The organism is Halorussus sp. AFM4 (genome assembly GCF_051194995.1).
GTDB lineage: Archaea > Halobacteriota > Halobacteria > Halobacteriales > Haladaptataceae > Halorussus.
Genome location: NZ_JBNTJT010000002.1, coordinates 852,884 through 877,498 on the forward strand (window position 1 = coordinate 852,884; position 24,615 = coordinate 877,498).

The following is a 24,615-nucleotide window of genomic DNA, read 5'->3' on the forward strand; positions in this document are numbered from 1 at the left end:
CATGAGCCAACGACCGCACGACCACCACGTCGACCACGAGGAGCACGCCGACGGCGAGCGGACCGTCGAGACCGCCCACGTCCACGAGGAGCCGGCGGTCGACGAGACCGCCCACAACAAGCACACCGACCACACCGGCCACGAGGAGCTGTTCCGGCGGCGGTTCTGGGTGTCGCTGGCGCTCTCGATCCCGGTCCTCTACTTCAGCCCGTTCGTCCAGGACGTCCTCGGCTACACCGCGTTCGAGTTCCCGGGCAGCGACTACGTGACGCCGGTCCTCGCCGTGGTGGTGTTCGCCTACGGCGGCGTGCCCTTCCTCCGGATGGCCCGGACCGAGCTCGCCAACCGCGAACCCGGGATGATGCTGCTCATCTCGCTCGCGATCACCGTCGCGTTCGGCTACAGCCTGGTCTCGCTGGTCGTCCCGGACACGACCAGCTTCTTCTGGGAGCTGGTGACGCTCGTCGACGTGATGCTGCTGGGCCACTGGGTGGAGATGCGCAGCGTCCGGCGGGCCGCCGGCGCGCTCGACGAGCTCGCGAAGCTGATGCCCGACACCGCCGAGCGCGTCCGCGACGACGGGACCACCGAGGAGGTGTCCGTCGGCGCCCTCGAAACCGGAGACGTGGTCCTCGTCCGGCCGGGCGCGAGCGTCCCGGCGGACGGCGAGGTCGTGGCGGGCGACTCGGCGGCCGACGAGTCGATGGTCACCGGCGAGTCCCGGCCCGTCGACAAGACCCCCGGCGATCGGGTCGTCGGCGGGACCGTCAACAGCGGCGACGGCAGCCTCCGGGTGCGGGTGACCGCGACCGGCGACGAGACCGCGCTGGCCGGCATCGTGCGGCTGGTCGCAGAGGCCCAGCGCAGCAGGTCCCGAACCCAGGTGCTGGCCGACCGGGCGGCGGGCTGGCTGTTCTACGTCGCGCTGGCCGTCGCCGCGCTCACCGCGGTCGGCTGGCTGGCGGTCGTCGGCTTCGAGCTCGCGGTCGTCGAGCGCGTTGTCACCGTGCTGGTCATCGCCTGCCCCCACGCGCTCGGGCTGGCGGTCCCGCTGGTCGTGGCCATCAACACCTCGACCGCGGCCCGGAACGGGATGCTCGTCCGGGACCGCATCGCGATGGAGGAGGCCCGGCGCCTCGACACCGTCGTCTTCGACAAGACGGGCACGCTCACGAAGGGCGAGCACGGCGTCGTCGACGCGGCGACGGTCGACGGCTGGACCGGCGACGAGGCGCTCGCGCTGGCCGCGGCCGTCGAGGCCGACTCCGAGCACTTCGTCGCCCGCGCCCTCCGGGAGCGCGCCGCGGAGATCGGGGTCGCACCGCCGCGGGCATCGAGCTTCGAGGCGCTGAAGGGCCGGGGCGTCCGCGGCGACGTCGAGGGCCGGGAGGTGTACGTCGGCGGGCCGAACCTGCTGCGGTCGCTCGACCTGGCCCCGCCGGCGACCGTCGCGGAGTTCGCCGACGCCGCCGGCTCCCGCGGCCGGTCGGTCGTCTACGTCGTGGTCGAGGGCGACGTCGTGGGCGCGTTCGCGCTGGCCGACGTCGTCCGCGAGGAGAGCCGCCGGGCGGTCGACGCGCTCCGCGCGATGGGCATCGAGGTGGCGATGCTCACCGGCGATTCCGAGGACGTCGCCCGGGCGGTGGCCGCGGAACTCGGGATCGAGGTCTACTTCGCCGAGGTCCTCCCCGAGGACAAGGACGAGAAGATCGCCGAGCTCCAGGCGCAGGGCAGGAAGGTCGCGATGGTCGGCGACGGGGTGAACGACGCGCCCGCCCTGGCCCGGGCTGACGTCGGCATCGCCATCGGCTCCGGGACCGACGTCGCCATCGAGTCGGGCGACGTCGTCCTGGTCGAGAACGACCCGCTCGACGTCGTGCGACTCGTCACGCTGTCGAGGGCCAGCTACCGGAAGATGCAGGAGAACATCGCCTGGGCGACGGGGTACAACGTCGTCGCGCTCCCGCTGGCCGCCGGCGTCCTCGCCCCGTTCGGGGTCGTCCTCTCGCCGGCCGTCGGCGCGGTGTTCATGTCGCTGTCGACCGTCATCGTCGCGGTGAACGCCCGGCGACTCCGCGGAATCGACCTGTCGGTATCTGGGTGACCGGTGGCCGCCGTCCGCGCCGGACCGACTCCGGGTCGGCGACGTACCGCCCCCGAACCGCGTCGGCCCGCAAGGATAACGGCGTGGAGGTCGAACCTCCGTCCGGCATGAGCACGCCCGAGGAAAACGTCGAGATCGCCCTCGACGAATCGAGCGACGACGACGCTCGCGAGAGCGCGATCGGCGACCTCGAGACCGCCAACGAGTGCGACCGACTCGCCGAGATCGTCCGGGACGGCGACGTCGCGGACCGGTATCGCGAGCGGGCCCTGGACGGCCTGGCCCACCCGCCGTGTAGCGAGACGCTCCGGCGACTGTCCGAGGACGCCGACCTGCCCGAGTCGCTGCGCGACCGCGCGGCGGAGCTGCTGGACGAGACGCCCGAGAGCTCCGGCGCGGGGCCGTAGTTCCGTCGGTCCCGCCGTTCTTCGGGTGGCCGTCCCGGACGACGCGAGTCGACCGGGAGGGCGCGATCACCCCCTGCGCCCGGCGAGTGCGACGGCGAGAGCCAGCGCGACGACCGCGACCGGCCCGGTGAACCCGGGCTCCGACGCCTCGCTCGACGGTCGGTCCGCGCCGGCCGCCGTCTCGCCAGACTCCGCCGCGGTCCCCTCCGCGGTCCCGGCCGGCGTCTGCGAGGCGTCGCTATCGTCCGTCGCACCGTCAGCGTCGGCCGGAGCACCGCGGTCGGTTACGGTCGAATCGAGTCCGACATCTGTGCCGCCCTCTCGGTCTCCCGCGGTGGCGTCACCGCCTCCGGTGCCGGCGTTCGAGCCGGCATCGGGGTCCACATCCGTCGCTCCGCCAGTGACGTCGGAGCCGGCGCCCGCCCCGGACGAGGCTCCGGCCCCGGACGCCGACTCCGAATCGGCGCCGGGCGCGGACCCGACTCCGGCCGAGTGCTCGGTGGTCACCGCGACGGTCGTCCAGTCGTCGGTCGCCGTCGGCGAGGGCGTCGCGGTGACCCTCCCGGTCGTCGCGGCGGGCGTCACGGTGACCCTCCCGGTCGTCGCGGGCGTCGACGTGTCGGCCGGCGGTCGCGCGGTCGGGACGACGGTCGTCACGGGGGTGTCGCCGGTCGTCGGCGAGGCGGTCGCCGTCTCTCGCGGCGTGCTCGTCACCGGAAGAGCGGTCGTCGTGGTCGGTCGCTCGGTCGTGGCAGGCAGTTCGGTCGTCGGTCCCGCGGTCGCTGTAGTCGTGGCAGCGGTCGTCGACTCGACGGTGACGGACGCGTCGTCCGCGACGACCCGGCTGTCGACCGCGTAGACGCCGTCGGTCCGGCCGCCGGACGCCTCGAAGTCGTAGACCCGGTCGCCGTCGGTGTCGCGGTGGGCGACGGCGACGAGCGACTGCGACGCCGAAATCGGGTCCCGCAGTTCGACCTCGACGTCCCGGTGAGCGCCGGCCGGGAGGTACCCCGTGACGCCGGCGACGCTGTCGAGCACCGTCCCCGACAGGAACCGGCGGTCGTGGAGGACGACGAACCCGCCGTCGGACAGGGTCGCCCGCGCGACGGCGACGACCGTTCCCCCGGTGGTCTGGTTCCGGAACGTCAGCGACGTCTCGGTCGCTGCGTCCCCGTCCAGCGCGTAGCTGTTCGCACTGCTGACTCTCGTCTCCGCGTCGACTCGATCGGTGCTGTCGGAACCGGCCACTGCGGCGGGGGCGGCCGCGGTGACCGCCAGTACCGCGAGGACGGCGAGGACCGTCGGGGTCGGCGTACTGCGTCTCTGTGCCATCGTGTGGTCGGCCGCTCACATTCAAATGCTATAGCTTTAACTCATAAGGGGACTGATTCGGACGGTGCGCGTCCCGGTGACTGCGCGGACCGGGTCTGCGGACGTGGTCGCGCGATTACCCTTTCCTGCCGGCGCCGGGCCGCCGAACACACACCAAAGATTCATACGGGTATCTTGCCAACCGCTACCAAATGTTTCGGGCGAAGCTCTACCTGGACCTCCAGACCGACTGCGTCCTGAGCGAGGTCACCAGCCGGTGGAACACCTCGTTCACCGCCAACCACGAGGAGGTGGTCGACGACGAGCACATCAACTTCGTCGTCGACGCCGGCGACAAGGTCGAGGAGTTCCTCGCGGCGTTCGAGGAGGCCGAGCAGGTCAAGCACGTCGAGCGCGTCGACGACACCCACATCAAGCTCACCAAGCGCTCGTGCGGGGCGCTGCCCGTCATCCGGCGCAACCACGGGATGCTGCAGTGGTGGGACAGGGTCAGCGGGAGTCAGCGCGTGTTCGACATCGTGGTGTTCAGGCGCGAGGACCTCCGCAACATCGTCGAGGAGCTCCGGGAGATCGGCTCGGTCCACCTCGCCCAGCTCACCCCCTACCGCGCCTCCGAGGGGCTGCTCTCGGACCGGCAGGCCGAGGTGGTCCGGACCGCGCTGGAGGGCGGCTACTACGAGTGGCCCCGCGAGGCCGACGCCGAGACGCTGGCCGCCGAACTCGACATCAGCCACACCACCTTCCTCGAACACCTCCGGAAGGCCGAGCGCACGCTGCTGCGGAACGCGCTCGACCGGGCGACCGGCGGCGCCGCGGGCGGCGACGACGGGGCCGCGCTCCTCGGCGAATCGCCGGTCAGCGGCGACGACTGAGGGAGTGGCACTTAAAGAGCCAACGAGTGAAGGGGTGAAGACCTTCCCCCCGTGAACGTGGTATATTCTCTCATGGGTTCCGAGACACCTACCCGACGGCGGTTCATCCAGTCGGCCGGGGCGGTCACCCTGGTCGGAGCGGCGGGCTGCACCGGCGGGGACGGCGGCGGCGAGTCGAACGGCAAGAACGGCGAGACGGCGGGGTCGATGAACGGGGGCGGCGCCCAGTCGAAGACGATCAAGTACCTCTCGGACCGGGGCGACTCCAAGCAGGTCATCGACCAGATCATCTCCGAGTTCGAGAGCGAGCACGACTACAAGGTGGACGTCACGTACACCTCCAAGGGGACCTCGACCGACGAGCAGCTCCAGAAGATGAAGGCGGCGGGCAACCCGCCGGACATCGTCTTCGACACCTCGACCGACGCCTACCGCTACCAGCAGAACGGCAACCTGGCGCCGATAAGCGGCGCGGTCCAGGGGACCGGCCTCCCCGACCCGGTCAACGTCGGCGGTGAGTCGTACTTCGCGGCGACGATGGTCGAGCCCCTGATGGGCTGGTACCGCAACGACCTCTACGACGGGAATCCCACGACGTGGGAGAAGTGGCAGTCGGAGGCGAAGCGCATCACCGAGCAGGAGGGCATCAACGGCTACGTGGTCCAGTCGGGCCAGACCAACAACGCCGACACCCAGATGACCCAGTACCACTGGCAGAACGATGTCAACATCTACGGCGGCCCCTCCGACGACATCGAGGTCACCATCGACAAGGGCCAGAACCGCAAGCGGGCGGTCGAGACCTACCAGTGGGTCCAGCAGATGAACCAGTACTCCCCGAACGGCTCGGGGTGGGAGTGGGGCGACGCCATCGCCGCGCTCCAGCAGGAGAACGCCGCCGCCATCATGAGCGTCGGCGGCCTCCCCATCCTGACCATCGCGTCGAACCGGCCCGACCTGGTCGAGAAGCTCTCGCCGACCGCGTTCCCGGTCCCGAACGGCAAGCAGCAGGACAAGTGGTGGGCGTACATGGAGGGCCACGTCGTCTGGAAGCACGGCAGCGCCACCGAGGGCGCCAAGCGGTTCGTCGAGTTCTTCAGCAAGTCCGACAAGTTCATGGACTTCGTGCTGTCGGCGCCGCTGTTCCAGTTCCCGCCGACGAAGGAGATGCTGAACAGCGACGCCATCAAGAACAACGAGACCATCCAGAACCACAAGCCGGTGATGGACCTGGTCCGGAACAACTGGGACGCGTTCACGTCCGTCCTCGCGACCGGCGAGGGCGGCCAGCCCAACATCGTGGCGGCCGACGCGTACGGCCAGCAGGTGTTCGGCCAGTCGGCGGCCCAGCTGCTCGTCGGCGGCAAGTCGCCCGAGCAGACCGTCGACTGGGTCGCCGAGGAGCTCCGGGGGCTGCAGGGCTGACCTGTCCCGCTCTCACGCCACTTCTATGAGCACGGCAACATCGGTCAGGTCCTCGGTCGCCAGTCTCGACGAGCGACAGCTGCTGCTGCTCGCGACGTTCCTGCCGTTCGCGGCGTTCTTCACCGTGGTCTGGCTCATCCCCATCGGCTACGCGCTCTGGATGAGCCTGCTGAACGACCCGACCGGCGCGGCGACGTTCGCGGGGCTGTCGAACTACGTCGCGGTGCTGACGAGCGAGGGCTTCTGGCGGTTCCTGTGGAACAGCGTCGTGTACGCCGTCTCGACGACGGTCCTCAGCCTCCTGGTGGGGCTGGGCCTCGCGCTCGTGGTCAACCAGGAGATCCGCGGCGGCGGCGTCCTCCGGACGATGATGATCTTCCCGTACCTGCTGCCGACGCTGGTGGTCATCTTCATCTGGAAGTTCATCCTCGACCCGAACGTCGGCGTCCTCAACCAGTGGCTGATACAGATGGGCCTGCTCGAGGACCCCGTCGCGTTCTTCTCGACCATGCAGTGGGCGATGCCCGCGGTGGTCGTGACCAGCGTCTGGAAGTTCGGCTCGTTCGCCTTCTTCATCCTGCTGGCCCGGTTGCAGGCCATCGACCCCAACCTCTACGAGCGGGCCCGGGTCGAGGGCGCCTCGACCTGGCAGGCGTTCCGCGACATCACGGTTCCCCACCTCCGCGGGGCCATCCTCATCATCCTGCTCGTGCGGGGCATCTGGATGTTCAACAAGTTCGACATCATCTACCTCTCGACCCGGGGCGGCCCGCTGGGCGCGACGACCACCCTGCCGATCCGGGTGTACGAGTTCGCGTTCGACGCGGTCGACTTCGGCGCCGCGACCGCCCTCGCGGGGATCATGTTCTTCCTGCTTGCGGGCGTGGCGGTCGTCTACTTCCGGGTCTTCGAGCCCGAGAAGGAGGTGGCCCACTGATGTCGCTCGGCGACCGCACCGGCGGCCTGCCGTGGCTCGGCGAGGGCGCCGCCGGCTCGATTCTCCCCCAGAACGTCCAGCAGCGGGTCAAGCGCGTCGCGGTCGTACTCACCGCGCTGGTCGTGGCCGTGTTCGTGACCGTCCCGGTCTACATCATGGTCGCCATCGCGGTCCAGTCGCCCGCCGAGGTGTTCGCGGGCGGCGAGGTCAACCTGCTGGTCGACTCGGTGACGTTCCGGAACTTCGCGGTGCTGTTCGAGGAGACCAACACGGTCCAGTACTTCACCAACAGCCTCATCGTCACCGCGAGTTCGACGGTGATGTCCACCGCGCTGGCGGTGGCGGCGGGCTACGGGCTCACCCGGTTCGACTTCACCGGCAAGACGCTGGCGGCGCGGGCGGTGCTGTTCGCGTACATGTTCAGCCCCATCGTGCTGGCCATCCCGCTGTACGTCATCTTCTACGCGCTCGGCCTGCTGAACAGCTACTTCGCGCTGGCGATGGCGCTGACCGCCATCTCGGCGCCGTTCACCATCTGGCTCATGTGGCAGTACTTCCAGACGGTCCCGATCGCTCTGGAGGAGTCCGCGTGGGTCCGCGGGGCCAGCCGCACGCGCACCCTCTGGGACGTCGTGCTGCCGGTCGCGCGCCCGGGGTACATCTCGGCGGCCATCTTCGCGTTCGCGGTGGCGTGGAACGACTTCACCATGGCCCGCGTCGTGATGAGCAGCGACGAGATGTACACCATCACGGTCGGGGCGAGCCTGTTCCTCGACCGCGTCACCATCGGCTGGGGCGAGACGATGGCGGTGTCGCTTTTGATCTGCATCCCGCCGTTCCTCATCGCCCTCTTCCTCCAGAACTACCTGCTCCAGGGGTTCAACGTCGGAGGTCTCGAATAATGGCACGTCCAATCCACCTCGACTCGGTCGACAAGGAGTATCGCTCCGCCGGCACGGTCCACGTCGCCGTGGACGACCTCTCGCTCACCATCCCCGAGGGGTCGTTCACGACGCTGGTCGGCCCGTCCGGCTGCGGGAAGACGACGACGCTGCGGATGATCGCCGGCCTCGAGACCCCCACGAGCGGCCGGGTGTCGTTCGGCGAGCAGGACGTCACCGACCTCTCGCCCCAGAACCGCAACTGCGCGATGGTGTTCCAGTCGATCGCGCTCTACCCCCACATGAGCGTCCGGGAGAACATCGGCTACGGGCTGAAGGTCCAGGGCGTCCCGAGGGACGAGCGGAACCGCCGCATCGACGAGGCGGCCGAGACGCTCCAGATCACCGAGCAGCTCGAGAAGATGCCCGCGGAGCTGTCGGGCGGCCAGCAGCAGCGGGTCGCGCTCGGCTCGGCGTTCGTCCAGGACCCCGACGTGCTGCTGCTCGACGAGCCGATGAGCGACCTCGACGCCAAGCTCAAGGCCGAGCTCCGGGTCGAGGTCCAGCGGCTCCACCAGGAGCTCGACGCGACGATGGTGTACGTCACCCACGACCAGACCGAGGCGATGACGATGAGCGACCACGTCGTCCTGCTCAACGACGGCCGGCTGGAGCAGTTCGCGCCCCCGGGCGAGCTGTTCGACCGGCCGGTCTCGGAGTACGTCGCCCGGTTCATCGGCACCCCCTCGACCAACGTGCTGCCCGCGACGGTCGAGCCCCGCGAGGAGGGGTACGCGCTCGCCGGCGAGGGCTTCGAGGTCCCGGCCCCGGCCGAGAGCTTCGTCGGTCGCGAGGGCGAGGCGGTCTCGCTCGGCGTCCGCCCCCAGTACCTCTCGCCGGACGGCGGCGACCACCGGTTCACCGTGGTCGCCGACGTGGTCGAGCAGCTCGGCACCGAGTTCGTCGTCCACGGCCGGACCCCCGGGGGCACCGACGTCGACGTGGTCTCCCCGACCCTCGGCGACGTCGAGCACGCCGACGAGCTGACGGTCGGCTTCGACGCCGCCGACGTCTACGTGTTCGGCGAGGACGGCCGGACCGTCTGCTACGGCGACGAACTGGCGAACGACTCCCCCAGACCCCAGCGCAACTCCTGACCCCACCATGACAGACGACGACATCCGATCCGCGGACAGCGAGCCGGCCGCAGACGAACCCGGCTCCGGCGACGACCGCAGAACGCTGACCGACGGCGGCCGGGTCGCCCCCGACCTGCTGCCGGGCGCCGAGGGCCAGCCCCTCTCGGACGTGACGGTGCTCGAGCTCGGCCACATCATCGCCGGCCCGTTCTGCTCGATGCTGCTGGCCGACCTCGGCGCCGAGGTCATCAAGGTCGAGCACCCCGAGCGCGGCGACGCCGTCCGGGACTCGAACCCCGTGGGCAACAGCTCGTTCAACTACGTCAACCGGAACAAGCTCGGCGTGACCGCCGACCTCAAGACCGAGGAGGGCCGGACCGTGCTCCGGGACCTCGTCGAGGAGGCCGACGTGCTCGTCGAGAACTACGCCGCCGGCACCGCCGACCGCCTCGGCGTCGGCTACGACGACCTCCGCGTCGTCAACGAGGAGCTGATCTACTGCTCCATCAAGGGGTTCAACCCCGGCCCGTACGAGCAGTTCCCCGCGCTCGACCCGGTCGCCGAGGCGCTGTCGGGCATGATGAGCGTCACCGGTCACTCCGACAGCCCGCCGGTCCGCAGCGGGACCAGCGTGGCCGACATGGCGGCGTCGCTGTACGGCGCGCTCACTGTTCTGGCGGCGGTCCGCCAGCGCGACGCGACCGGCGAGGGCCAGCACGTCACCGTCCCGCTGTTCGAGAGCAGCGTGGCGCTGATGGGCTACTGGCTCGCCTTCACCCAGGCGTACGACGAGGTGCCCGAGCCGATGGGCGCCAGCCACCCGAGCTGGGCGCCCTACGACGTGTTCCGGTCGGCCGACGACGAGTGGGTGTTCGTCGGCCCCTCGTCGGACCGCCAGTGGCGCCGGTTCTGCGAGGCGCTCGGCGTCGACCTCCACGAGGACGACCGGTTCGCCGCGCTCGACGACCGGCTCGACAACCGCGAGGCGCTGAAAGCGGAGGTCCAGACGGTCTGTGCAGACTACGAGGCCGCCGATTTGGTCGAACGCCTCCAGGAGGCCGGCGTCCCGGTCGCGCCGGTCAACGACACCGCCGACGTCTGCGAGGACCCGCACCTCGACGCGACGAACGCCATGAGCGAGGTCCGAGCGACCGAGGGCGAGGGCGGCCGCGTCCGCGTCCCGCGGTTCCCGGCGCGGGCCACCGGCTTCGACCGGGTCGAGTCGACCGACCCGCCGGCGCTGGGCGAGGACACCGACGCGGTGCTGGGCGCGCTGGGCTACGACCGCGAGCGCATCCGGCGGCTCCGCGAGGAGGGCGTCGTGTGAAGCTGCTGGACCTGACCCTGCGCGAGGGCGAGCAGCGCCCCGGCGTCCGCTACTCGGTCGACCAGAAGGTCGCGGCCGCCCGCGAACTCGACGCGCTCGGCGTCGACTTCCTCCAGGTGGGCTTCCCGGTCGCCGACGACCGGACCGCCGGGTTCTGCGACCGGGTCGACCTCTCGGCCGCGATTACGGGCCTGGCCCGCGCGATCCCCTCCGACGTCGAGGCAGCGATAGACGCCGGCGTCGACGTGGTCGACCTGTTCGCCCCGACCAGCGACCGGCAACTCGACCGCGTCCTCGGGAAGGACCGCGAGGCGATGACGGCGGTCGCGGTCGAGGCCGCCGACCTCGCGCGCGACCGCGGCGCGACGGTCCACTTCACAGCGATGGACGGCTTCCGGACCGACCCCGCCGACCTCGGCGACCTGTTCGGCGCCGTGGACGCCGACTGCTACACGGTCGCCGACACCGTCGGGAGTCGGACGCCGGCCGGCGTCGTCGACCACCTCGAATCGCTCGATGCGGACCTGGCCGACGTCGGGGTCCACTTCCACGACGACCTGGGCGTCGGCACCGCCAACGCGCTGGCGGCCGCCCGGCTCGGCGTCGGCAAGGCCGACGTCTCGGTCGCCGGCCTCGGCGAACGGGCGGGCAACGCGGCGCTGGAGGAGGTCGTCGCCGCGGCCGCGGTCGGCGACGAGCCGTTCGAGGTCGCCGCAGACGAGAGTCGACTGCTCCCGGTCGCCCGTGCGGTGCTCGACGCGCTCGACGAGGACGCCGAACCGGGCAAGGCGCTGCTGGGCTCGGAGGTGTTCTCCCACGAGTCCGGGCTCCACACCGCGGCGATGCTCGACGACCCGGCCACGTTCGAGCCGTTCGACCCCGGCCGGTTCGGCGGCGAGCGCCGGCTGCTCTTCGGGAGCGACACCGGCCGCGGGGCGGCCCGCCGCCTCCTGGAGCGGGCCGGCCGGGAGCCGACCGACGACCGGGTCGCGCGACTGCTCGACCGACTCGACGCCGAGACCGGGGAGCTGACCCTCGACGAGGCGGTCGCGCTCGCGGCGGACCTCGACTGAGTCGTCGGGAGGCGAGTCGGCGCGGAAGGGCCGGAAGGAGACCTATCGGGCCGAGAACGACGACAAGGATTTTACCGTCACGTTCACACGTTCGAGTCGGTACATGCCCTCCAGACGACGCCTGCTCGCGGCGCTCGGAACGACGGCCGCCGGCGCCCTGGCGGGGTGCTCGGCGTCCGACGCCACGACCGGCGTCGTGGCCCGGAAGGACGTCACCGTCGCGGTGCCGCAGGACGTGGGCGACCCCGTCGACACGACCGTCGCCTTCCTCGCGTTCGAGTCCGAGAGCCGCCTGGTCCACGGCGAGTACGCCCACGTCGCCGGCGCGGCGGTCGATGGTGCGACCATCGCGGTCTCCGAGCAGTTGCACGAGCGGCTTTCGGACAGATTCACGGCCGTTCGATACACCACCGACGTCGTCCCGGCGGACGGCTCGAAACCGGCCGACGGCGCCGTGGACCGGTGGGCGTTCAACGACCTGTCGGTCGGCGGGACCGCGACGGTCGAGTCGTCCGTCGGTGACGCGGGCCGGGGCCGCCTCCGGCTCCGCGAGACCACCGCCCGGGAGCGCGACCCGGCAGAGATCACGGTCTCCGCCTACGACCTCGAGGCGCGCCTCGACGGGTGACTCGACCTCCGGGACACGCCCTCGTGGCCGAAACCGGCGGAGAGGCGACGCAGCGCCGGCGTCTCGGGGCCATCACGCCTAAGAAAATCACGGACCAACGTCGCTCCGGGGAGCAACATGTCCGACGAGAGCCAGACCACGACAGACCACGACGAGATCCGCGAGTGGGTCGAGGAGCGCGACGGGCAACCCGCCTACGTCGAGGGCACCGAGGACGGGGACAGCGGGCTGCTGCGCATCGACTTCCCCGACGAGGGCGACGACGACGAGAACCTCGACGACATCTCCTGGGACGAGTTCTTCGAGACGTTCGAGGAGAACGACCTCGCGTTCCTCTACCAGGACGAGACCGACGACGGGGAGACCAGCTACTTCAGCAAGTTCGTCAGCCGGGAGGACTGATACCCGGTGGCGACGCGAGACCGCGCGAACCCCCGGACCGAGGGGGTCGACCGGGCCGCGGCCGCCATCGAGGACCGGGCCGAACCGCTCGACGAGGAGGCGGTCTCGCGGCTCGCCGACGAGATCGGCGACGCCGACTTCGTCCTGCTGGGCGAGGCCAGCCACGGCACCGCCGAGTACTACCGGTGGCGCGCCCGGCTCACGGCCGAACTCGCCGAGCGGGGCGACCTCTCGTTCGTGGCGGTGGAGGGCGACTGGACCGCCTGCTACGAGGTCAACCGGTACGTCCGCGGCCGGCGCGACGACGAGCGCGCCGCGGACGCGCTGGCGGAGTTCGAGCGCTGGCCGACCTGGATGTGGGCCAACTGGGAGGTCGCGGCGTTCGTCGACCGCCTCCGGGAGTACAACGAGGGCCGGGCGCACGACGACCAGGTCGGCTTCTACGGGCTGGACGTGTACAGCCTGTTCGAGTCGATGGAGGCCGTCATCGACTACCTGGAGGACTACGACCCCGAGGCCGCCGAGCGCGCCCGCGACGCCTACCGGTGCTTCGAGCCGTACGGCGAGGACGCCCGGGAGTACGGCCGGTCGACCCGGCTCGCTCCCGAGGACTGCGAGGACGAGGTGGTCGAGATCCTGGCCGACCTCCGGAGAGATCACGCCCGGTACGACGGCGACCCCGAGGCGCGGTTCAGCGCCGAGCAGAACGCCCTCGTGGCGAAGAACGCCGAGGAGTACTACCGGGCGATGACGAAGGGCAGCGCCGAGTCGTGGAACGTCCGGGACGACCACATGATGGCGACGCTCGACCGGCTGGCCGACCACCACGGCGGCACCGCGGTCGTCTGGGCGCACAACACCCACGTCGGCGACGCCCGCGCGACCGACATGGAGGCCCGGGGCAAGCACAACCTGGGCCAGCTCGCCCGAGAGAACCACCCAGGCGACTGCCACGTCGTCGGGTTCGGCACCCACCGCGGCGAGGTGATCGCCGGCGAGTCGTGGGACGCCCCGATGGAGGAGATGGGCGTCCCGCCGGCCCGCGAGGGGAGCGTCGGCGACGCCTTCCACCGGGCGACCGGCGAGGACTGCCTGCTGGCCGACACGGACGCGCCGGCACTGGACGAGCGCCGGGGCCACCGCGCCATCGGCGTGGTCTACGACCCGGACCGCGAGTCGTACAACTACGTCCCGACGAACCTGGCCGAGCGCTACGACTCGTTCGTCCACGTCGAGGCGTCGAGCGCGCTCCACCCGCTGGGCGTCGAAGCCGACCGCAGCGAGCAGCCCGAGGCGTACCCGTGGGGCGTGTAGAGGGATGACGTCGGCAGGGTCGTCACGAGGATCGCGGCCGTCCCTTTCTGAACCCACCGTCAGCGTCGTCCTGCCGACGTACCACCGCGCGGACGTCCTCGGCGACGCCGTGCGGAGCGTCCTCGACCAGACCTACGACGACCTCGAACTCCTGGTCGTGGACGACGGCGAGGACGAGGCCACGCCCGACCTGATCTCCTCGTTCGACGACGACCGCCTCCGGTACGTCCGGCGCGACGAGTCGGTCCGCCGGGACGACGCCGAGGGGGTGTCGTCGGCCCGGAACGCCGGAGTCCGGCGGACCGACGGCGACCTGGTCGCGTTCGTCGACTCCGACGACCGCTGGCACTCCGACAAGCTCCGGCGGCAGGTCCGGGCGCTCCGCGAGGCGAACGGGGGGCGCGACAGCGATACCGGCGCAGAGTACGGCGTCGCCTACACTCCTGTCACGAAGCGCGAGGGCGAGCCCCGGACCCGCGACGGGGTCTCGGGCGACGCGACCGAAGCGATCCGGCGGCTCGACGTGCCGACCTACACCTCGACCCTGCTGGTCCGGCGCGAGGCCTTCGAGTCGGTCGGGGGCTTCGACAAGCGGTTGAACTGCTTCGAGGACTGGGACCTCTGCCTGCGACTCGCCCGGAACTGGCAGTTCGCGTACGTCGACGCCCCGCTGGTGGTGAAGGGCACCGACGCGGAGGCCGGGAACGTCTCGGGCGACCCGGACAGGCTCGCCGACGCGCTCGACCGCATCTTCGAGTCGCACGACCTGCCGCCGGCGGCCCGGGCGCAGTTCCTCGCCGACGCGGGCAAGACCTACTGCGAGGCCGGACGGCTGGACGAGGGGCGGCCGTACCTGCGGCGGGCGCTGGAACTGGAGTTCCGGCCCAACGCGGCTGCGGCGTTACTGTTCTCCTTACCGGGGTCCCCGGGAGTGTTCGATGTCGGGATGGATTCAGTGTACGAGGCGGAGCAGTGGCTCTCGCGACTGAGGTGACTTCTCCAGACGGAAACCCCGCGAGGTGACGGTTCAGCTGAACCGGCGTGTTTTCATCCTCGAAACCCCCGCCCTCTTTCATCCAACCGACGGTGGACTGATTACCGGGTCGTCGCTCTGTGGGACCCTCGACTTGGCGCGTGCAGGCGCGACATCGTGTCGCGCCGAACCGCGCGAGGGACGAGTGAGCGAAGCGAACGAGGAGGTTGGGGAGGTGTGAGGTTCGCGGTCGCTGCGCCGTGGGGTGGATGAAAGGGGCCGCCGGACACGACCACGGACCTGCGGCCCGCGAGCCCGCGGGGGCTTTCGAGGACGAAACCACCCCAAGTTCCCGTAGTGATTAAAGTTACACTCGACGACGCGTCGGAGCGTCCTGTTCGTGGCCCAATTTTAGTCTCCCCGTATCGGCCCCCAGCGTTACGGTAGAAGCCGTCGACACCGAATCCATGGCGGAGCGGAAACCCAACGTCCTCCTGCTCGTCGTCGACGCCTGTCGGTTCGACTACCTCCGCGGGCCGAGGGCCGAGACGCCCAACTGCGACGCGCTCGCAGCCGAGGGGACCGACTTCCGGCGGGCGGTCAGTCCCGCGCCGTGGACCCTGCCGAGCGTGACGAGCGTGTTGACGGGGAAGTACCCCCACGAGCACGGGGCGACCGCCCGGCAGTTCGCGATGCGGCGCGGCCGGACCGTCACCGCCGACCTCCGGGCGACCGGCTACCGGTGTCTCCACCTCTCGCCGAAGACCTGGATCGGCGACTGGCTCCCGCAGGGCGAGGGGTTCCACCGCGTCGAGGAGTTCACCGGCCCCGACCACCGCCACTTCGACGGCGGCGCGGACGTCCGCCGGCTCTCGGCGGGAGTGGCACGTGGACCGGAGTGGTACGCCACGGTCGTCCGGCGCGCCCTCCGGTCCGAGAACCCGGCGCGCAGCCTGGCCAACGCCGCGATGTACAAGTACCGCGAGGCGACCGAGGACGCGTGGCTCGACGACGTCCGGGCCAGCGAGGACGCCGCCCGGATCGCCGACGAGCGCTTCGCCGATTTCGCGGACCGGGAGGAGCCGTTCTTCGCGTACGCCCACCTGATGGACCCGCACCTGCCGTTCTACGTGCCCGAGGAGTTCCGGACCGACGTCCGGCCGCCGGGCTGCACGACCTACGACGAGGAGCTCGACTACCTCGACGACCTGATGGACGACCTCTGGGCGATTCGACTGGGCGACCGCCGGCTCTCGGCGGCCGAGCTCGACTACCTCCGGCGGCGCTACGCCGACGAGGTCGAGTACGCCGACGCCGTGATCGGGCGCATCCTCGACAGCCTCGAAGCCCACGGCCTCGCCGAGGACACCCTGGTCGTCCTGACCGCCGACCACGGCGAGCACCTCGGGGAGGGCGACGGCCGGACGCTGCTCGACCACCAGACCTCGGTCGGGTTCCCGCTGCTCCGGGTTCCCCTCGTCGCGCGGCTCCCCGGCGAGTTCGACGGCGGCACCCGCGAGGACCTCGTCCAGACCAACTACGTCGCCGAGACCGTCCGGGCGCTGGCGGGCCTGGGCCACGACGAGGAGCGCTCGCTGCTGGCCGCCGACGGAAACGCCGCCGCCGACACCCCCGACACCGCCGTCGCGGAGTACGAGGGCGTCGTCCGGTCGCACCCGCCCGAGGCGGTCGCCGACGAGCGGCTCTTCCGGACCCGGCGGACCGCCATCGCGGGCGACTGGAAGCTCGACGAGATCGGGGGCGAGCGCCGCGCCCGGCGGATCGACTGGGACGGGAACGGGACCGAGCCGGTCGCGGTCGACGCCGTGCCCGAGGAGACCCGGCGGACGCTCGACCGGGCGCTCCCCGGGGAGGGCGACGGGGGATTCGAGGGCGGCGGACGCGACGAGGCGCCCGCCGACCCCGCGGTCCCCGACGACGTCGAATCGAACCTCCGTGAGCTGGGCTACCTCGAATGAGGATCGCGGTCCTCTCGGACGGCTACCCGCCGTGGGAGCGCGGCGGCGCCCAGAAGATCGCGGCCCAGCTCGCCGAGGGGTACCGCGACCGGGGTCACGAGGTCGGGGTCGTGACCGCAGTTGCGGATCGGAGCGACGCCGGGCGCGCGACCGCCGGCGGCGTGCGGGTTCGGAAGCTCTGGTCGCCGAAACCCCGGGCGATTCTGCCGTACCTGACGCTGTACAATCCCTTCACGGTCCGGAAGCTCGGCCGGGCGCTCGACGCCTTCGCCCCCGACGTCGTCCACGCCCACAACGCCCACTACCTCTCGAACGCCGCGCTCCGGGCGGCCGCCGACCGCGCGCCGGTGGTCAAGACCTACCACGACGCCGGCACGGTCTCGTACGGCGAGCTGACCGGCTACCTCGACGACCCGCCCGCGGGCGACGAGCCGGTTCCCGACGAGGCGTATCGAGTGAGTCCGTGGCAGCAGCTCCGGCGCGAGGGGCTCCGGTACAACCCGGTCCGAAACCGGGCGAACCGCCGGACCCTCAGGCGGCACGTCGCGGTCGGCGTCGCGGTCAGCGACGCGCTCCGGACCGCGCTCCGGGCCAACGGCGTCCCCTGCCACCGGGTCGTCCGGAACGGCGTGGACGCAGACGCCGTCGCCGACGCGGGCGACCCCGCGGCGTTCCGGGCCGAGCACGACCTCGGCGACGCGCCGGTCGTCCTCTTCGGCGGTCGGACCGGCTACAACAAGGGCGGCGCCCACCTCGCGCGGGCCTTCGCCGAAGTCGCCGCCGCGGTGCCGGAGGCCCGGCTCGTCGTGACCGGCGACGACGAGTACGTCTCCAGGATGCGCGAGATCGCCGGGGGCGAGCGGGGAAGGGCTCGGGACCGCATCGTCGCGACCGGGTGGCTCGACCGCGACGGGCTGTCGGGGGCGCTCCGGGCCGCGACGGTCGTCGCCACGCCGTCGGTCCACCTCGACCCGTTCCCGACGCTGAACCTCGAAGCGTTCGCGGCCGGCACGCCCGTCGTGACCTCGCGGTTCGGCGGCGCCGACGAGCTCGTGACCGACGGCGAGGACGGGTTCGTGGTCGACCCCTTCGAGGTCGGCGACCTCGCGGGGGCGCTCCGGCGGTTGCTCGCCGACCCCGACCTGGCGGCCCGGTTCGGCGCCCGCGGCCGGCGGACGGTCCGGCGGGAGTTCACGGTGGAGGAGCAGGTCGAGTTGTACCTGGCGATCCTGGGGTCGGTCGTCGACAGTGGCCGGGAAGCCGACGCCGGCCGAGTCAAGGCGGCCGGCCGGTCCCGGGACTGAACCCCGCCATTACACTCTTTCCGGTCCGTCCGCTAGTGACCCCGATGTCCGAGAGCAAAGGGGTCGTCATCGCGGCGCTCATCGCGAACGGTATCATCGCCGCGCTGAAGTTCGTCGCGTTCCTGCTGACCGGGAGCGCCGCGATGCTGTCGGAGGCGTACCACTCGGTGTCGGACACCGGTAACCAGGTGTTCCTGCTCGTCGGCATCTGGTTCGGCAAGAAGGAGGCCGACCGGAGCCACCCGTTCGGCCACGGGAAGGCCCAGTTCTTCTACAGCTTCCTGGTGAGCGTGCTGCTGTTCGGCATCGCGGGCTTCATGAGCGTCAGGGAGGGGTACCACGCCATCACGGCCGGCGAGGCCCACCTGACCGCCGGGACCGCCAACATCCCGTTCGTCGGCGTCTCGGTGCCGGGCGTGTGGGTGAGCTACGCCGTGCTGCTGGGCGCCATCGGGTTCGAGGGCTGGGCGTGGATGAAGGCCCACAGCGAGATACGGCGAGTCACGCGCGAGCACGACTGGGACGGGCTCGTCGAGACGTTCAAGAAGACCAGCGAGGTGACGACGCTGACCGCGTTCACCGAGGACAGCGTCGCGCTGGCCGGCCTCGTCGTCGCGCTGGCCGGCCTGTTGGCCACGCAGTTCACGGGCAACCCCATCTACGACGGCATCGCGGCCCTGCTCATCGGGCTGCTGCTGATGGGGTTCGCGGTGGCGCTGGCCTGGGAGAACAAGCGCCTGCTGCTGGGCGAGAGCCTCCCGGCCGAGAGCGAGCGGGAGCTGAAGCGCGTCGTCAACGACTGGGACGGCGTGGGGAACCTCCGCGACCTGCGTACGGTGTTCTTCGGTCAGGACCGGGTAGTGGTGACCGCGGACGTGTCGGTCGACGAGGAGATGACCGCCGAGGAGATGGACGAGGAGATAGCGAGACTCGAGGAGAAGCTCCGGGAGACCAACGAGAAGGTCGCGGAGGTGTACGTCGAACCCCAGACCAGGGGACCCACCCGCGACTGGCCCGAACTCGGATGAGCGCCCGACGCCGCGACGGGACGCCCGGCCGTCGCCGAACCGCGATCCGGGGGAGCGCGCGGCGGGAACCGATCGCGCCGGAGTGACACGGAGGTCAGAACGATGGCACGGCAGACCGACGAAGCGCCGGACGAACGGTCGACCCGCCGCGTGAGCGACGCGCTCCGGCACGAGAGCACGGGGTCGCCGCTCGGGTGGCTCCGCAGGGCCGAGCTCTGGCTGCTCGTGGACGCCCACCGGTGGGCGGTCGTTGGACTGCTCGCCGCGGCCGTGTTCGCGACCGTCGTGGTCGCCGTCGTGCTCGCCCCGCCGTCGGCCCGGGAGTACCTGGTGGGCGGAACCTCCATCGCCAAGGGGTACGTCGAGCTCCAGACCATCGACGTCACGGTCATCACCATCGTGCTCTCGATCAACCAGCTCGTGCTGTCCCCGGAGCTCGGGACCGTCGGCCAGCAGCGCTCGCGGCTCGACGACGTGCTGGACAACCGGACCGAGACCCAGGAGCTGGCCGACGCCCCGTCGGCCCCGAACGACCCGGCCCAGTACCTCCAGCTGCTGGTCGCGGCGACCCGGCGGCGCGCCGAGCAGCTCCGGGAGACCGTGGCCGAGCACGGGGACGCGACCGTCCGCCGCGACGTCGACCGGTCGGTCGACGAGGTGGTCCGGAAGGCCGACCGGGTCGCGGCGAGCCTCGAGAACCGGGAGTTCGGGACGGTCGAACTCGTCGGCGCGGCGATGCACTTCACCACCGCCGAGGAGATGCGCGCGATGCGGGACCTCCGGCGGCGACACGAGGCGTCGCTGTCAGCCGACGGGGCGGCGGCGTTCGACCGGCTGCTGGAGGTGCTCAAGCTCTACACGGTCGCCCGCGAGTACTTCCGGGCGCTGTACGTCCAGTGGGAGTTCATCAACTTCAGCCGGGCGATCCTCTACCTGGGCCTGCCGGCGGTCGTCGTCGCCCACCTCTCGATCGGGTTCATCGGCTCGAAGGCGTTCTCGGGGACGCTGCTGGGGCTGCCGACCCTGTTCCTGTACGAGACCGCGTCGTTCACCGTCGTCCTCGTGCCGGTGATCGTCGTGATCAGCTACGCCGCCCGGCTCAGCATGCTCGCGAAGGCCGGCATCTTCGTCAGCCCGTTCAGCCCAGAGCGAGAGGGCGGCCACTGGGAGGAGTAGTCGGCGGTTCGCGGGGTCCAGCGCCGCCGAACCCGCCGATACACCGTCCCGGCCGTCGTAGATAAACGTCGGAACCCTCTAGATGGACCCACAGACATGGCGGTAGGGTTGCACGTCGCTCCGCTCGTCGCGCAGGCGTCAGGCTCCGGGGGGTCCTCCGGCGGACTGCTCACCAATCCGTGGTTCTACGCGGTGTTCTCGGCGGTCGCGCTGACGGTGGGGTCGGCGATCGGCATCTGGGTCGACCCCGAGCAGCGCTGGCAGGCCATCCTGCTGGCGGTCGGCGGCGGGTCGCTGGTCGTCTCGCTGGCCTTCGAGCTGTTCGACCCGGCGGTCCGCGAGATCGGCAAGTGGGCCGCGTCGGCGTTCTTCGTCGGCGGTGTGCTCGCGTTCGGTGGGTTCGACATCGTCATCGACCGGACGATGGACGACGAGACCAAGGAGAACGGCTGGGGGCTGTGGGCGAGCGTGACGACCGACGGCGTCCCGGAGAACCTGGCCATGGGCTCGCTGCTCACCGGGCAGGTCCACGGCGCGCTGGCGTTCCTGTTCGCGCTCGTGGTGACCAACGGCTCCCAGTCGATGATGTCGGGCCACAACATGAAGCAGAACCACGGCAAGCTGGTGACCCTCGCGGCGTGGGTCGCGACCGGCGTCCTCGTCGGCGCGTCGGTGATGGCCGGCTACTGGTTCCTGCCGCCGCTGCCGAAGTTCTGGCTCGGCGCGGTCCGGGCGTTCGCGGGCGGCGCCATCCTGTCGTCGCTCGCCGGCGAGATCTACCCCGACGCCTACGAGCAGGCCGGCCCGTACATCACCCTGGCGACCGCGGTCGGCTTCCTCGGCACGTTCCTGCTGTAGTCGCCGCCCGGGTGCCAGTCTACGTTCGGCCCAAAGGGCCCGGAACGGGACGGGCGAGAGACGGCCGCGGACGTCCCCCGGTCCGCCGACCGCCGCCGGAGCGTCACGAGTAGTATTCCGCGGGCCGGAACACCCGGAGCGTGTCCATCTCGGCCGGCTTCGAGTAGATGTCGGTGAACCCCAATTCGCCGAAGATGTCGTCCCACGCCCGGTAGTACAGCGGGAACTCGCCGTCGACGTAGTCGACCGGGATCTCCTCGGTCCGCCGGTCGTCCTCGCCCTCGTTCTCCACGGTGATCAGGAGGTCGTCGGCGACGCGGGCCAGCTCCTCGAAGACCCACTCGCTCTCGGGCGGGACCAGCTCCAGCGTCTCGACGGTGTAGACCGCGTCGAACCGGTCGTCGTCGAACTCCTCGACGACGTCCTCGACCGCCTCGGCGTGGAAGGTCCCGTCGGCGGCGAGGTCGGGGTAGGTCTCGGCCATCACGTCGAGGGCCTCCTCGTTGATCTCGACGCCGTGGAGGTTCTCGTACCCCTGCTCGCGGAGGTGCGCCAGGTGGCGGCCCGAACTGCACCCGACCTCCAGCACGGCCGCGTCGCGGTCGAGGAAGTAGTCGAGGATCCAGCCGAGCAGCTCGCTCGTCCGACTCGGCCCGTAGTCGGCGTAGTAGTCCGGCGAGTACTTCCCGGAGCGCTGCGCCCACTCCTGTCTGACTTCGTTCGAGTCCATGGATGTGCACCAGTAAACGCAGACGCCGTTCGCCGCCGGTGGCGCGGGAGCGCGGCGATACCGCCGGCGCGACCGACGCGCGGTACCCGCGCTTGCGGCCCGACCTCCGGGGCGAACGGGACAGGCCCGTTCGAGCGGCGGACCTGTTTCGACGGCGCTCAGACGAGGATCACTCCGAGTGGGCCTGCTCCTCGGCCTCCTCGAGCTCCTGCTTTATCTGCTCGCGGTCCTCCGCGGGCATGTCCTCGTCGAGCACGACCGTGACCTCCCCCTCGGAGTCCCCGTGGTCGACGGGTATCGTCTCGGGTTCGGCCGACTGCACCGGGAACTCGTCGACCTCGATGTCGTCGACGTTGTGGACGACGTCGTCCGGAATGACGTACATGAGGTGGTCGTACGGGAGGAACCCGGTGGTCTTGTACTGTCCGCCCCCCGATTTCTTCTTCTTCGACTTCTGCTTCCGTTTCTGTAGCTCGATACCGGCCTTCTTGAGTTTGATGCGGTCGGCCTCGATGACCGTTCCGTCGATGCTGACTGCTTGCATTTGTATCTCCCCTCGTTGTCGGACGGCGACTCGGTGCGGTGTGGCGTTCTCAGACCGGGACTTCCTCGAAGTCCTCGATGTTGTAGCTGATGTCGTCGGGGACGACGTACATCAACCGCTTGTACGGGATGAAGCCGATGGTCCGGCTCTGGCTGCCGCCGCTCTTCTTTTTCTTCTGCTCCTTCTGCTCTTTCTGCTCCTTCTGCTCTTTCTTCTGTTTCTTCTGGGACTTGCTCTCGTCCTTCACGGCCTGCTTGGGCTCCTTCTTCTTCAGGATGATGCCCTGGCTGTGTTCCTTGATGCTGTCGCACTCGATCACCGTACCGTCGATGCTGATCGCTTGCATCATTTCCCCCGACGTACAGTTGGCCGTTGTCGCGGATAATGATGTTGGCCACCTCCTGAACGACCGTTAGAATCGCCCTGGCGCCGAACGACGGGTCGGCGCCGGAGCCCTGCCAGGACGGGCGGATCGCGTTCACATCCCGATCCGCTCCCACCCGCTCTCGGGGGTCGCCTCGGCGTCCCGGACCCGGAGCCAGCGGTAGCCGTACGGCGCGACCGTGAACTCGTAGGGGGCGCCCTCGAGCGGCTCGTAGTCGCCGTCCGCGAACACGTCCACGAGGCGGTGGTCCCCGGACAGCGAGAACGAGACGTCGGTCGGCTCGTCGGCGAGGTTGTGGACCGCCACCGCGGTCGAGCCGTCCGACGCGCACCGGTGGACCAGCACGCCCGGCGCCTCGGTCTCGACCAGGTCGAAGTCGCCCCACCCGAACTCGGGGGTCTCCTTCCGGACGTGGACGAGCCGCTGGACCCAGTTGAACAGCGAGTCGGGGTCGAACTCCTGGTCGGCCACGTTCACCGACTCGTAGCCGAACGGCCCCTCGTCGACGACGGGAGCCACGAGGTCGTCGGCCGGCGCGGTCGAGAAGCCCGCGTTCGGCGCGTTCGACCACTGCATCGGGGTCCGGACCGCGCTCCGGCCGTCCAGCGAGAGGTCCTCGCCCATCCCGATCTCGTCGCCGTAGACGAACATCGGCGTCCCGGGCATCGAGAACAGCAGGCTGAACGCCATCCGGAGCCGGCGCTCGTCGCCGCCCAGCATCGGCGCGAGCCGCCGTCGGATGCCCCGGCCGAAGATGCGCATGTTCTCGTCGGGCGCGAACGCCTCGAACACGTCCTCGCGCTCGGACTCGGTCAGGCGTTCGAGGTCGAGCTCGTCGAGGTTCCGCAGGAAGTTGACCCACTGGCCCTCGGTCGGGACCGACGGGAGCAGCCGCAGCCCCTCGACGACGGGCTCGGCGTTCTCCCGCGCGAGCCCGAGGAAGAGGTAGTTGTCGAGCAGGAAGTTGAACAGCATCGTGAGCTGGTCGCCGTCGCCGAAGTACGCCCCGAGTTCCTTCGGCGCGACGTCGACCTCGCCCAGCAGGACGGCGTCGGTGTTGCGCTTGGTGACGAACCGCCGGAAGTTCCGGATGACGCCGTGGGGGTCGTCGGGCCGGGTCGACTCGAACCCCTTGGCCTCGACCATGTGGCTGGCGGCGTCGAGCCGGAACCCGTCGACGCCCAGCCGGAGCCAGTAGCCCATGACGTTGCGGAGCTCGTCGCGGACGTCGGGGTTCGCGAGGTTGAGGCCGGGCTCGAAGTCGTAGAACCGGTGGAAGTAGTAGGCGTCGGCGACCTCATCGTACGTCCAGACGCTCTGCTCCTGGCCGGGGAAGACGGTCTCGGCGTCGACGTCGGCCGACTCGGGGTCGTCGGTCCAGACGTAGTAGTCGCGGTACTTCGAGTCGGGGTCCTCGCGGGCCTTCCGGAACCACGGGTGCTGGTCCGACGTGTGGTTGGCCACCAGGTCGACGAGCACCCGGACGCCCCGGCTCTCGGCCTCGTTGAGGAACTCGGCGAAGTCCCCGAGGTCGCCGTAGCGGTCGTCGACGCCGTAGTAGTCCGCCACGTCGTAGCCGTTGTCGCGGTGGGGCGACGGGTAGAACGGGAGGAGCCAGACGCAGTCGACGCCCAGCCGCGACAGGTAGTCCAGCCGGTCGGTGAGACCGGCGAAGTCGCCGACGCCGTCGCCGTCGGCGTCGTCGAACCGAGCGACGTCGACCGCGTACACGACGCTGTTCTTGTACCAGTGGTCGCTCGCTCTCATCGCTTCCGTGGGGCTACGGAACCGAGCGCG

General features: G+C 70.6%; 23 protein-coding genes. 18 read left to right on the forward strand and 5 right to left on the reverse strand.

Features of this window, described 5'->3' with window-relative positions; translation table 11 throughout:
- Window position 1: 1 nt before the first annotated feature.
- Window positions 2-2,104, forward strand: a complete 2,103-nt coding sequence (locus ACQUQF_RS12405) for a heavy metal translocating P-type ATPase (RefSeq protein WP_435179226.1) — start codon at window positions 2-4, stop codon at window positions 2,102-2,104.
- A gap of 107 nt (window positions 2,105-2,211) precedes the next feature.
- Window positions 2,212-2,511, forward strand: coding sequence for a hypothetical protein (locus ACQUQF_RS12410; protein ID WP_435179228.1), 300 nt, complete (start codon window positions 2,212-2,214; stop codon window positions 2,509-2,511).
- A gap of 66 nt (window positions 2,512-2,577) precedes the next feature.
- Here the strand turns inward: ACQUQF_RS12410 and ACQUQF_RS12415 are convergent, their stop codons facing one another.
- The gene (locus tag ACQUQF_RS12415; protein WP_435179231.1) at window positions 2,578-3,843 is read right to left on the reverse strand and encodes a DUF7282 domain-containing protein; all 1,266 of its coding nucleotides are present in this window, start codon (window positions 3,841-3,843) and stop codon (window positions 2,578-2,580) included.
- A gap of 191 nt (window positions 3,844-4,034) precedes the next feature.
- Between ACQUQF_RS12415 and ACQUQF_RS12420 the strand changes: the two genes are divergently transcribed.
- From ACQUQF_RS12420 to ACQUQF_RS12495, 16 genes are all read left to right on the forward strand, one after another.
- Window positions 4,035-4,715 (forward strand): helix-turn-helix domain-containing protein, encoded by a 681-nt coding sequence (locus ACQUQF_RS12420; RefSeq protein ID WP_435179233.1) that lies wholly within the window; start codon window positions 4,035-4,037, stop codon window positions 4,713-4,715.
- Between the two features lie 72 nt (window positions 4,716-4,787).
- Window positions 4,788-6,140, forward strand: a complete 1,353-nt coding sequence (locus tag ACQUQF_RS12425; RefSeq protein ID WP_435179236.1) for an ABC transporter substrate-binding protein — start codon at window positions 4,788-4,790, stop codon at window positions 6,138-6,140.
- Between the two features lie 25 nt (window positions 6,141-6,165).
- Window positions 6,166-7,077: a carbohydrate ABC transporter permease gene (locus tag ACQUQF_RS12430; RefSeq protein WP_435179238.1), complete on the forward strand. Its 912-nt coding sequence runs from the start codon at window positions 6,166-6,168 to the stop codon at window positions 7,075-7,077.
- Entirely contained in the window at window positions 7,077-7,979 is a 903-nt protein-coding gene (locus ACQUQF_RS12435) for a carbohydrate ABC transporter permease (RefSeq protein ID WP_435179240.1), read from the forward strand. Before ACQUQF_RS12430 ends, ACQUQF_RS12435 begins: the two co-directional genes overlap by 1 nt.
- Complete coding sequence (locus ACQUQF_RS12440; protein ID WP_435179242.1) at window positions 7,979-9,115, forward strand: ABC transporter ATP-binding protein; 1,137 nt, start codon at window positions 7,979-7,981, stop codon at window positions 9,113-9,115. Before ACQUQF_RS12435 ends, ACQUQF_RS12440 begins: the two co-directional genes overlap by 1 nt.
- 7 nt (window positions 9,116-9,122) lie before the next feature.
- Window positions 9,123-10,424, forward strand: coding sequence for a CaiB/BaiF CoA transferase family protein (locus ACQUQF_RS12445; RefSeq protein WP_435179244.1), 1,302 nt, complete (start codon window positions 9,123-9,125; stop codon window positions 10,422-10,424).
- Window positions 10,421-11,497 carry a LeuA family protein gene (locus tag ACQUQF_RS12450; protein ID WP_435179246.1) on the forward strand — a complete coding sequence of 359 codons (1,077 nt, stop codon included), beginning with the start codon at window positions 10,421-10,423 and terminating at the stop codon, window positions 11,495-11,497. Before ACQUQF_RS12445 ends, ACQUQF_RS12450 begins: the two co-directional genes overlap by 4 nt.
- Before the next feature lie 103 nt (window positions 11,498-11,600).
- Entirely contained in the window at window positions 11,601-12,125 is a 525-nt protein-coding gene (locus ACQUQF_RS12455; protein WP_435179248.1) for a hypothetical protein, read from the forward strand.
- A gap of 117 nt (window positions 12,126-12,242) precedes the next feature.
- Complete coding sequence (locus ACQUQF_RS12460; RefSeq protein ID WP_435179250.1) at window positions 12,243-12,527, forward strand: hypothetical protein; 285 nt, start codon at window positions 12,243-12,245, stop codon at window positions 12,525-12,527.
- Window positions 12,528-12,533: 6 nt separating this feature from the next.
- Entirely contained in the window at window positions 12,534-13,841 is a 1,308-nt protein-coding gene (locus tag ACQUQF_RS12465) for an erythromycin esterase family protein (protein ID WP_435179252.1), read from the forward strand.
- 4 nt (window positions 13,842-13,845) lie between these two features.
- Complete coding sequence (locus tag ACQUQF_RS12470) at window positions 13,846-14,835, forward strand: glycosyltransferase family 2 protein (RefSeq protein WP_435179255.1); 990 nt, start codon at window positions 13,846-13,848, stop codon at window positions 14,833-14,835.
- A 446-nt stretch (window positions 14,836-15,281) separates the two neighbouring features.
- Entirely contained in the window at window positions 15,282-16,793 is a 1,512-nt protein-coding gene (locus ACQUQF_RS12475; protein WP_435179257.1) for a sulfatase, read from the forward strand.
- Entirely contained in the window at window positions 16,790-18,097 is a 1,308-nt protein-coding gene (locus tag ACQUQF_RS12480) for a glycosyltransferase family 4 protein (protein ID WP_435179259.1), read from the forward strand. Before ACQUQF_RS12475 ends, ACQUQF_RS12480 begins: the two co-directional genes overlap by 4 nt.
- A 44-nt stretch (window positions 18,098-18,141) precedes the next feature.
- On the forward strand, window positions 18,142-19,125 hold the full coding sequence (locus ACQUQF_RS12485; RefSeq protein ID WP_435179261.1) for a cation diffusion facilitator family transporter: 984 nt from the start codon (window positions 18,142-18,144) through the stop codon (window positions 19,123-19,125).
- Window positions 19,126-19,227: 102 nt separating this feature from the next.
- Window positions 19,228-20,301 (forward strand): hypothetical protein, encoded by a 1,074-nt coding sequence (locus ACQUQF_RS12490; protein ID WP_435179263.1) that lies wholly within the window; start codon window positions 19,228-19,230, stop codon window positions 20,299-20,301.
- A gap of 96 nt (window positions 20,302-20,397) precedes the next feature.
- Window positions 20,398-21,159, forward strand: coding sequence for a ZIP family metal transporter (locus tag ACQUQF_RS12495; protein ID WP_435179265.1), 762 nt, complete (start codon window positions 20,398-20,400; stop codon window positions 21,157-21,159).
- Between the two features lie 103 nt (window positions 21,160-21,262).
- Here ACQUQF_RS12495 and ACQUQF_RS12500 read toward each other — a convergent pair whose 3' ends face one another.
- The 4 genes from ACQUQF_RS12500 to ACQUQF_RS12515 form a co-directional block, all read right to left on the reverse strand.
- Complete coding sequence (locus ACQUQF_RS12500) at window positions 21,263-21,889, reverse strand: class I SAM-dependent methyltransferase (protein WP_435179267.1); 627 nt, start codon at window positions 21,887-21,889, stop codon at window positions 21,263-21,265.
- Between the two features lie 169 nt (window positions 21,890-22,058).
- Window positions 22,059-22,433, reverse strand: coding sequence for a hypothetical protein (locus ACQUQF_RS12505; protein WP_435179268.1), 375 nt, complete (start codon window positions 22,431-22,433; stop codon window positions 22,059-22,061).
- 49 nt (window positions 22,434-22,482) lie between these two features.
- Complete coding sequence (locus ACQUQF_RS12510) at window positions 22,483-22,782, reverse strand: hypothetical protein (protein ID WP_435179270.1); 300 nt, start codon at window positions 22,780-22,782, stop codon at window positions 22,483-22,485.
- Window positions 22,783-22,911: 129 nt separating this feature from the next.
- Complete coding sequence (locus ACQUQF_RS12515) at window positions 22,912-24,585, reverse strand: alpha-amylase family protein (protein ID WP_435179272.1); 1,674 nt, start codon at window positions 24,583-24,585, stop codon at window positions 22,912-22,914.
- Window positions 24,586-24,615: the final 30 nt, after the last annotated feature.

Excerpts from the sequence above, each read along its gene's own strand:
- ACQUQF_RS12405 (WP_435179226.1), top strand. The coding sequence starts at position 2 with ATGAGCCAACGACCGCACGACCACCACGTCGACCACGAGGAGCACGCC.
- ACQUQF_RS12410 (WP_435179228.1), top strand. The coding sequence starts at position 2,212 with ATGAGCACGCCCGAGGAAAACGTCGAGATCGCCCTCGACGAATCGAGC.
- ACQUQF_RS12415 (WP_435179231.1), bottom strand. The coding sequence starts at position 3,843 with ATGGCACAGAGACGCAGTACGCCGACCCCGACGGTCCTCGCCGTCCTC.
- ACQUQF_RS12420 (WP_435179233.1), top strand. The coding sequence starts at position 4,035 with ATGTTTCGGGCGAAGCTCTACCTGGACCTCCAGACCGACTGCGTCCTG.
- ACQUQF_RS12425 (WP_435179236.1), top strand. The coding sequence starts at position 4,788 with ATGGGTTCCGAGACACCTACCCGACGGCGGTTCATCCAGTCGGCCGGG.
- ACQUQF_RS12430 (WP_435179238.1), top strand. The coding sequence starts at position 6,166 with ATGAGCACGGCAACATCGGTCAGGTCCTCGGTCGCCAGTCTCGACGAG.
- ACQUQF_RS12435 (WP_435179240.1), top strand. The coding sequence starts at position 7,077 with ATGTCGCTCGGCGACCGCACCGGCGGCCTGCCGTGGCTCGGCGAGGGC.
- ACQUQF_RS12440 (WP_435179242.1), top strand. The coding sequence starts at position 7,979 with ATGGCACGTCCAATCCACCTCGACTCGGTCGACAAGGAGTATCGCTCC.
- ACQUQF_RS12445 (WP_435179244.1), top strand. The coding sequence starts at position 9,123 with ATGACAGACGACGACATCCGATCCGCGGACAGCGAGCCGGCCGCAGAC.
- ACQUQF_RS12455 (WP_435179248.1), top strand. The coding sequence starts at position 11,601 with ATGCCCTCCAGACGACGCCTGCTCGCGGCGCTCGGAACGACGGCCGCC.
- ACQUQF_RS12460 (WP_435179250.1), top strand. The coding sequence starts at position 12,243 with ATGTCCGACGAGAGCCAGACCACGACAGACCACGACGAGATCCGCGAG.
- ACQUQF_RS12470 (WP_435179255.1), top strand. The coding sequence starts at position 13,846 with ATGACGTCGGCAGGGTCGTCACGAGGATCGCGGCCGTCCCTTTCTGAA.
- ACQUQF_RS12475 (WP_435179257.1), top strand. The coding sequence starts at position 15,282 with ATGGCGGAGCGGAAACCCAACGTCCTCCTGCTCGTCGTCGACGCCTGT.
- ACQUQF_RS12480 (WP_435179259.1), top strand. The coding sequence starts at position 16,790 with ATGAGGATCGCGGTCCTCTCGGACGGCTACCCGCCGTGGGAGCGCGGC.
- ACQUQF_RS12485 (WP_435179261.1), top strand. The coding sequence starts at position 18,142 with ATGTCCGAGAGCAAAGGGGTCGTCATCGCGGCGCTCATCGCGAACGGT.
- ACQUQF_RS12490 (WP_435179263.1), top strand. The coding sequence starts at position 19,228 with ATGGCACGGCAGACCGACGAAGCGCCGGACGAACGGTCGACCCGCCGC.
- ACQUQF_RS12495 (WP_435179265.1), top strand. The coding sequence starts at position 20,398 with ATGGCGGTAGGGTTGCACGTCGCTCCGCTCGTCGCGCAGGCGTCAGGC.
- ACQUQF_RS12500 (WP_435179267.1), bottom strand. The coding sequence starts at position 21,889 with ATGGACTCGAACGAAGTCAGACAGGAGTGGGCGCAGCGCTCCGGGAAG.
- ACQUQF_RS12505 (WP_435179268.1), bottom strand. The coding sequence starts at position 22,433 with ATGCAAGCAGTCAGCATCGACGGAACGGTCATCGAGGCCGACCGCATC.
- ACQUQF_RS12510 (WP_435179270.1), bottom strand. The coding sequence starts at position 22,782 with ATGATGCAAGCGATCAGCATCGACGGTACGGTGATCGAGTGCGACAGC.
- ACQUQF_RS12515 (WP_435179272.1), bottom strand. The coding sequence starts at position 24,585 with ATGAGAGCGAGCGACCACTGGTACAAGAACAGCGTCGTGTACGCGGTC.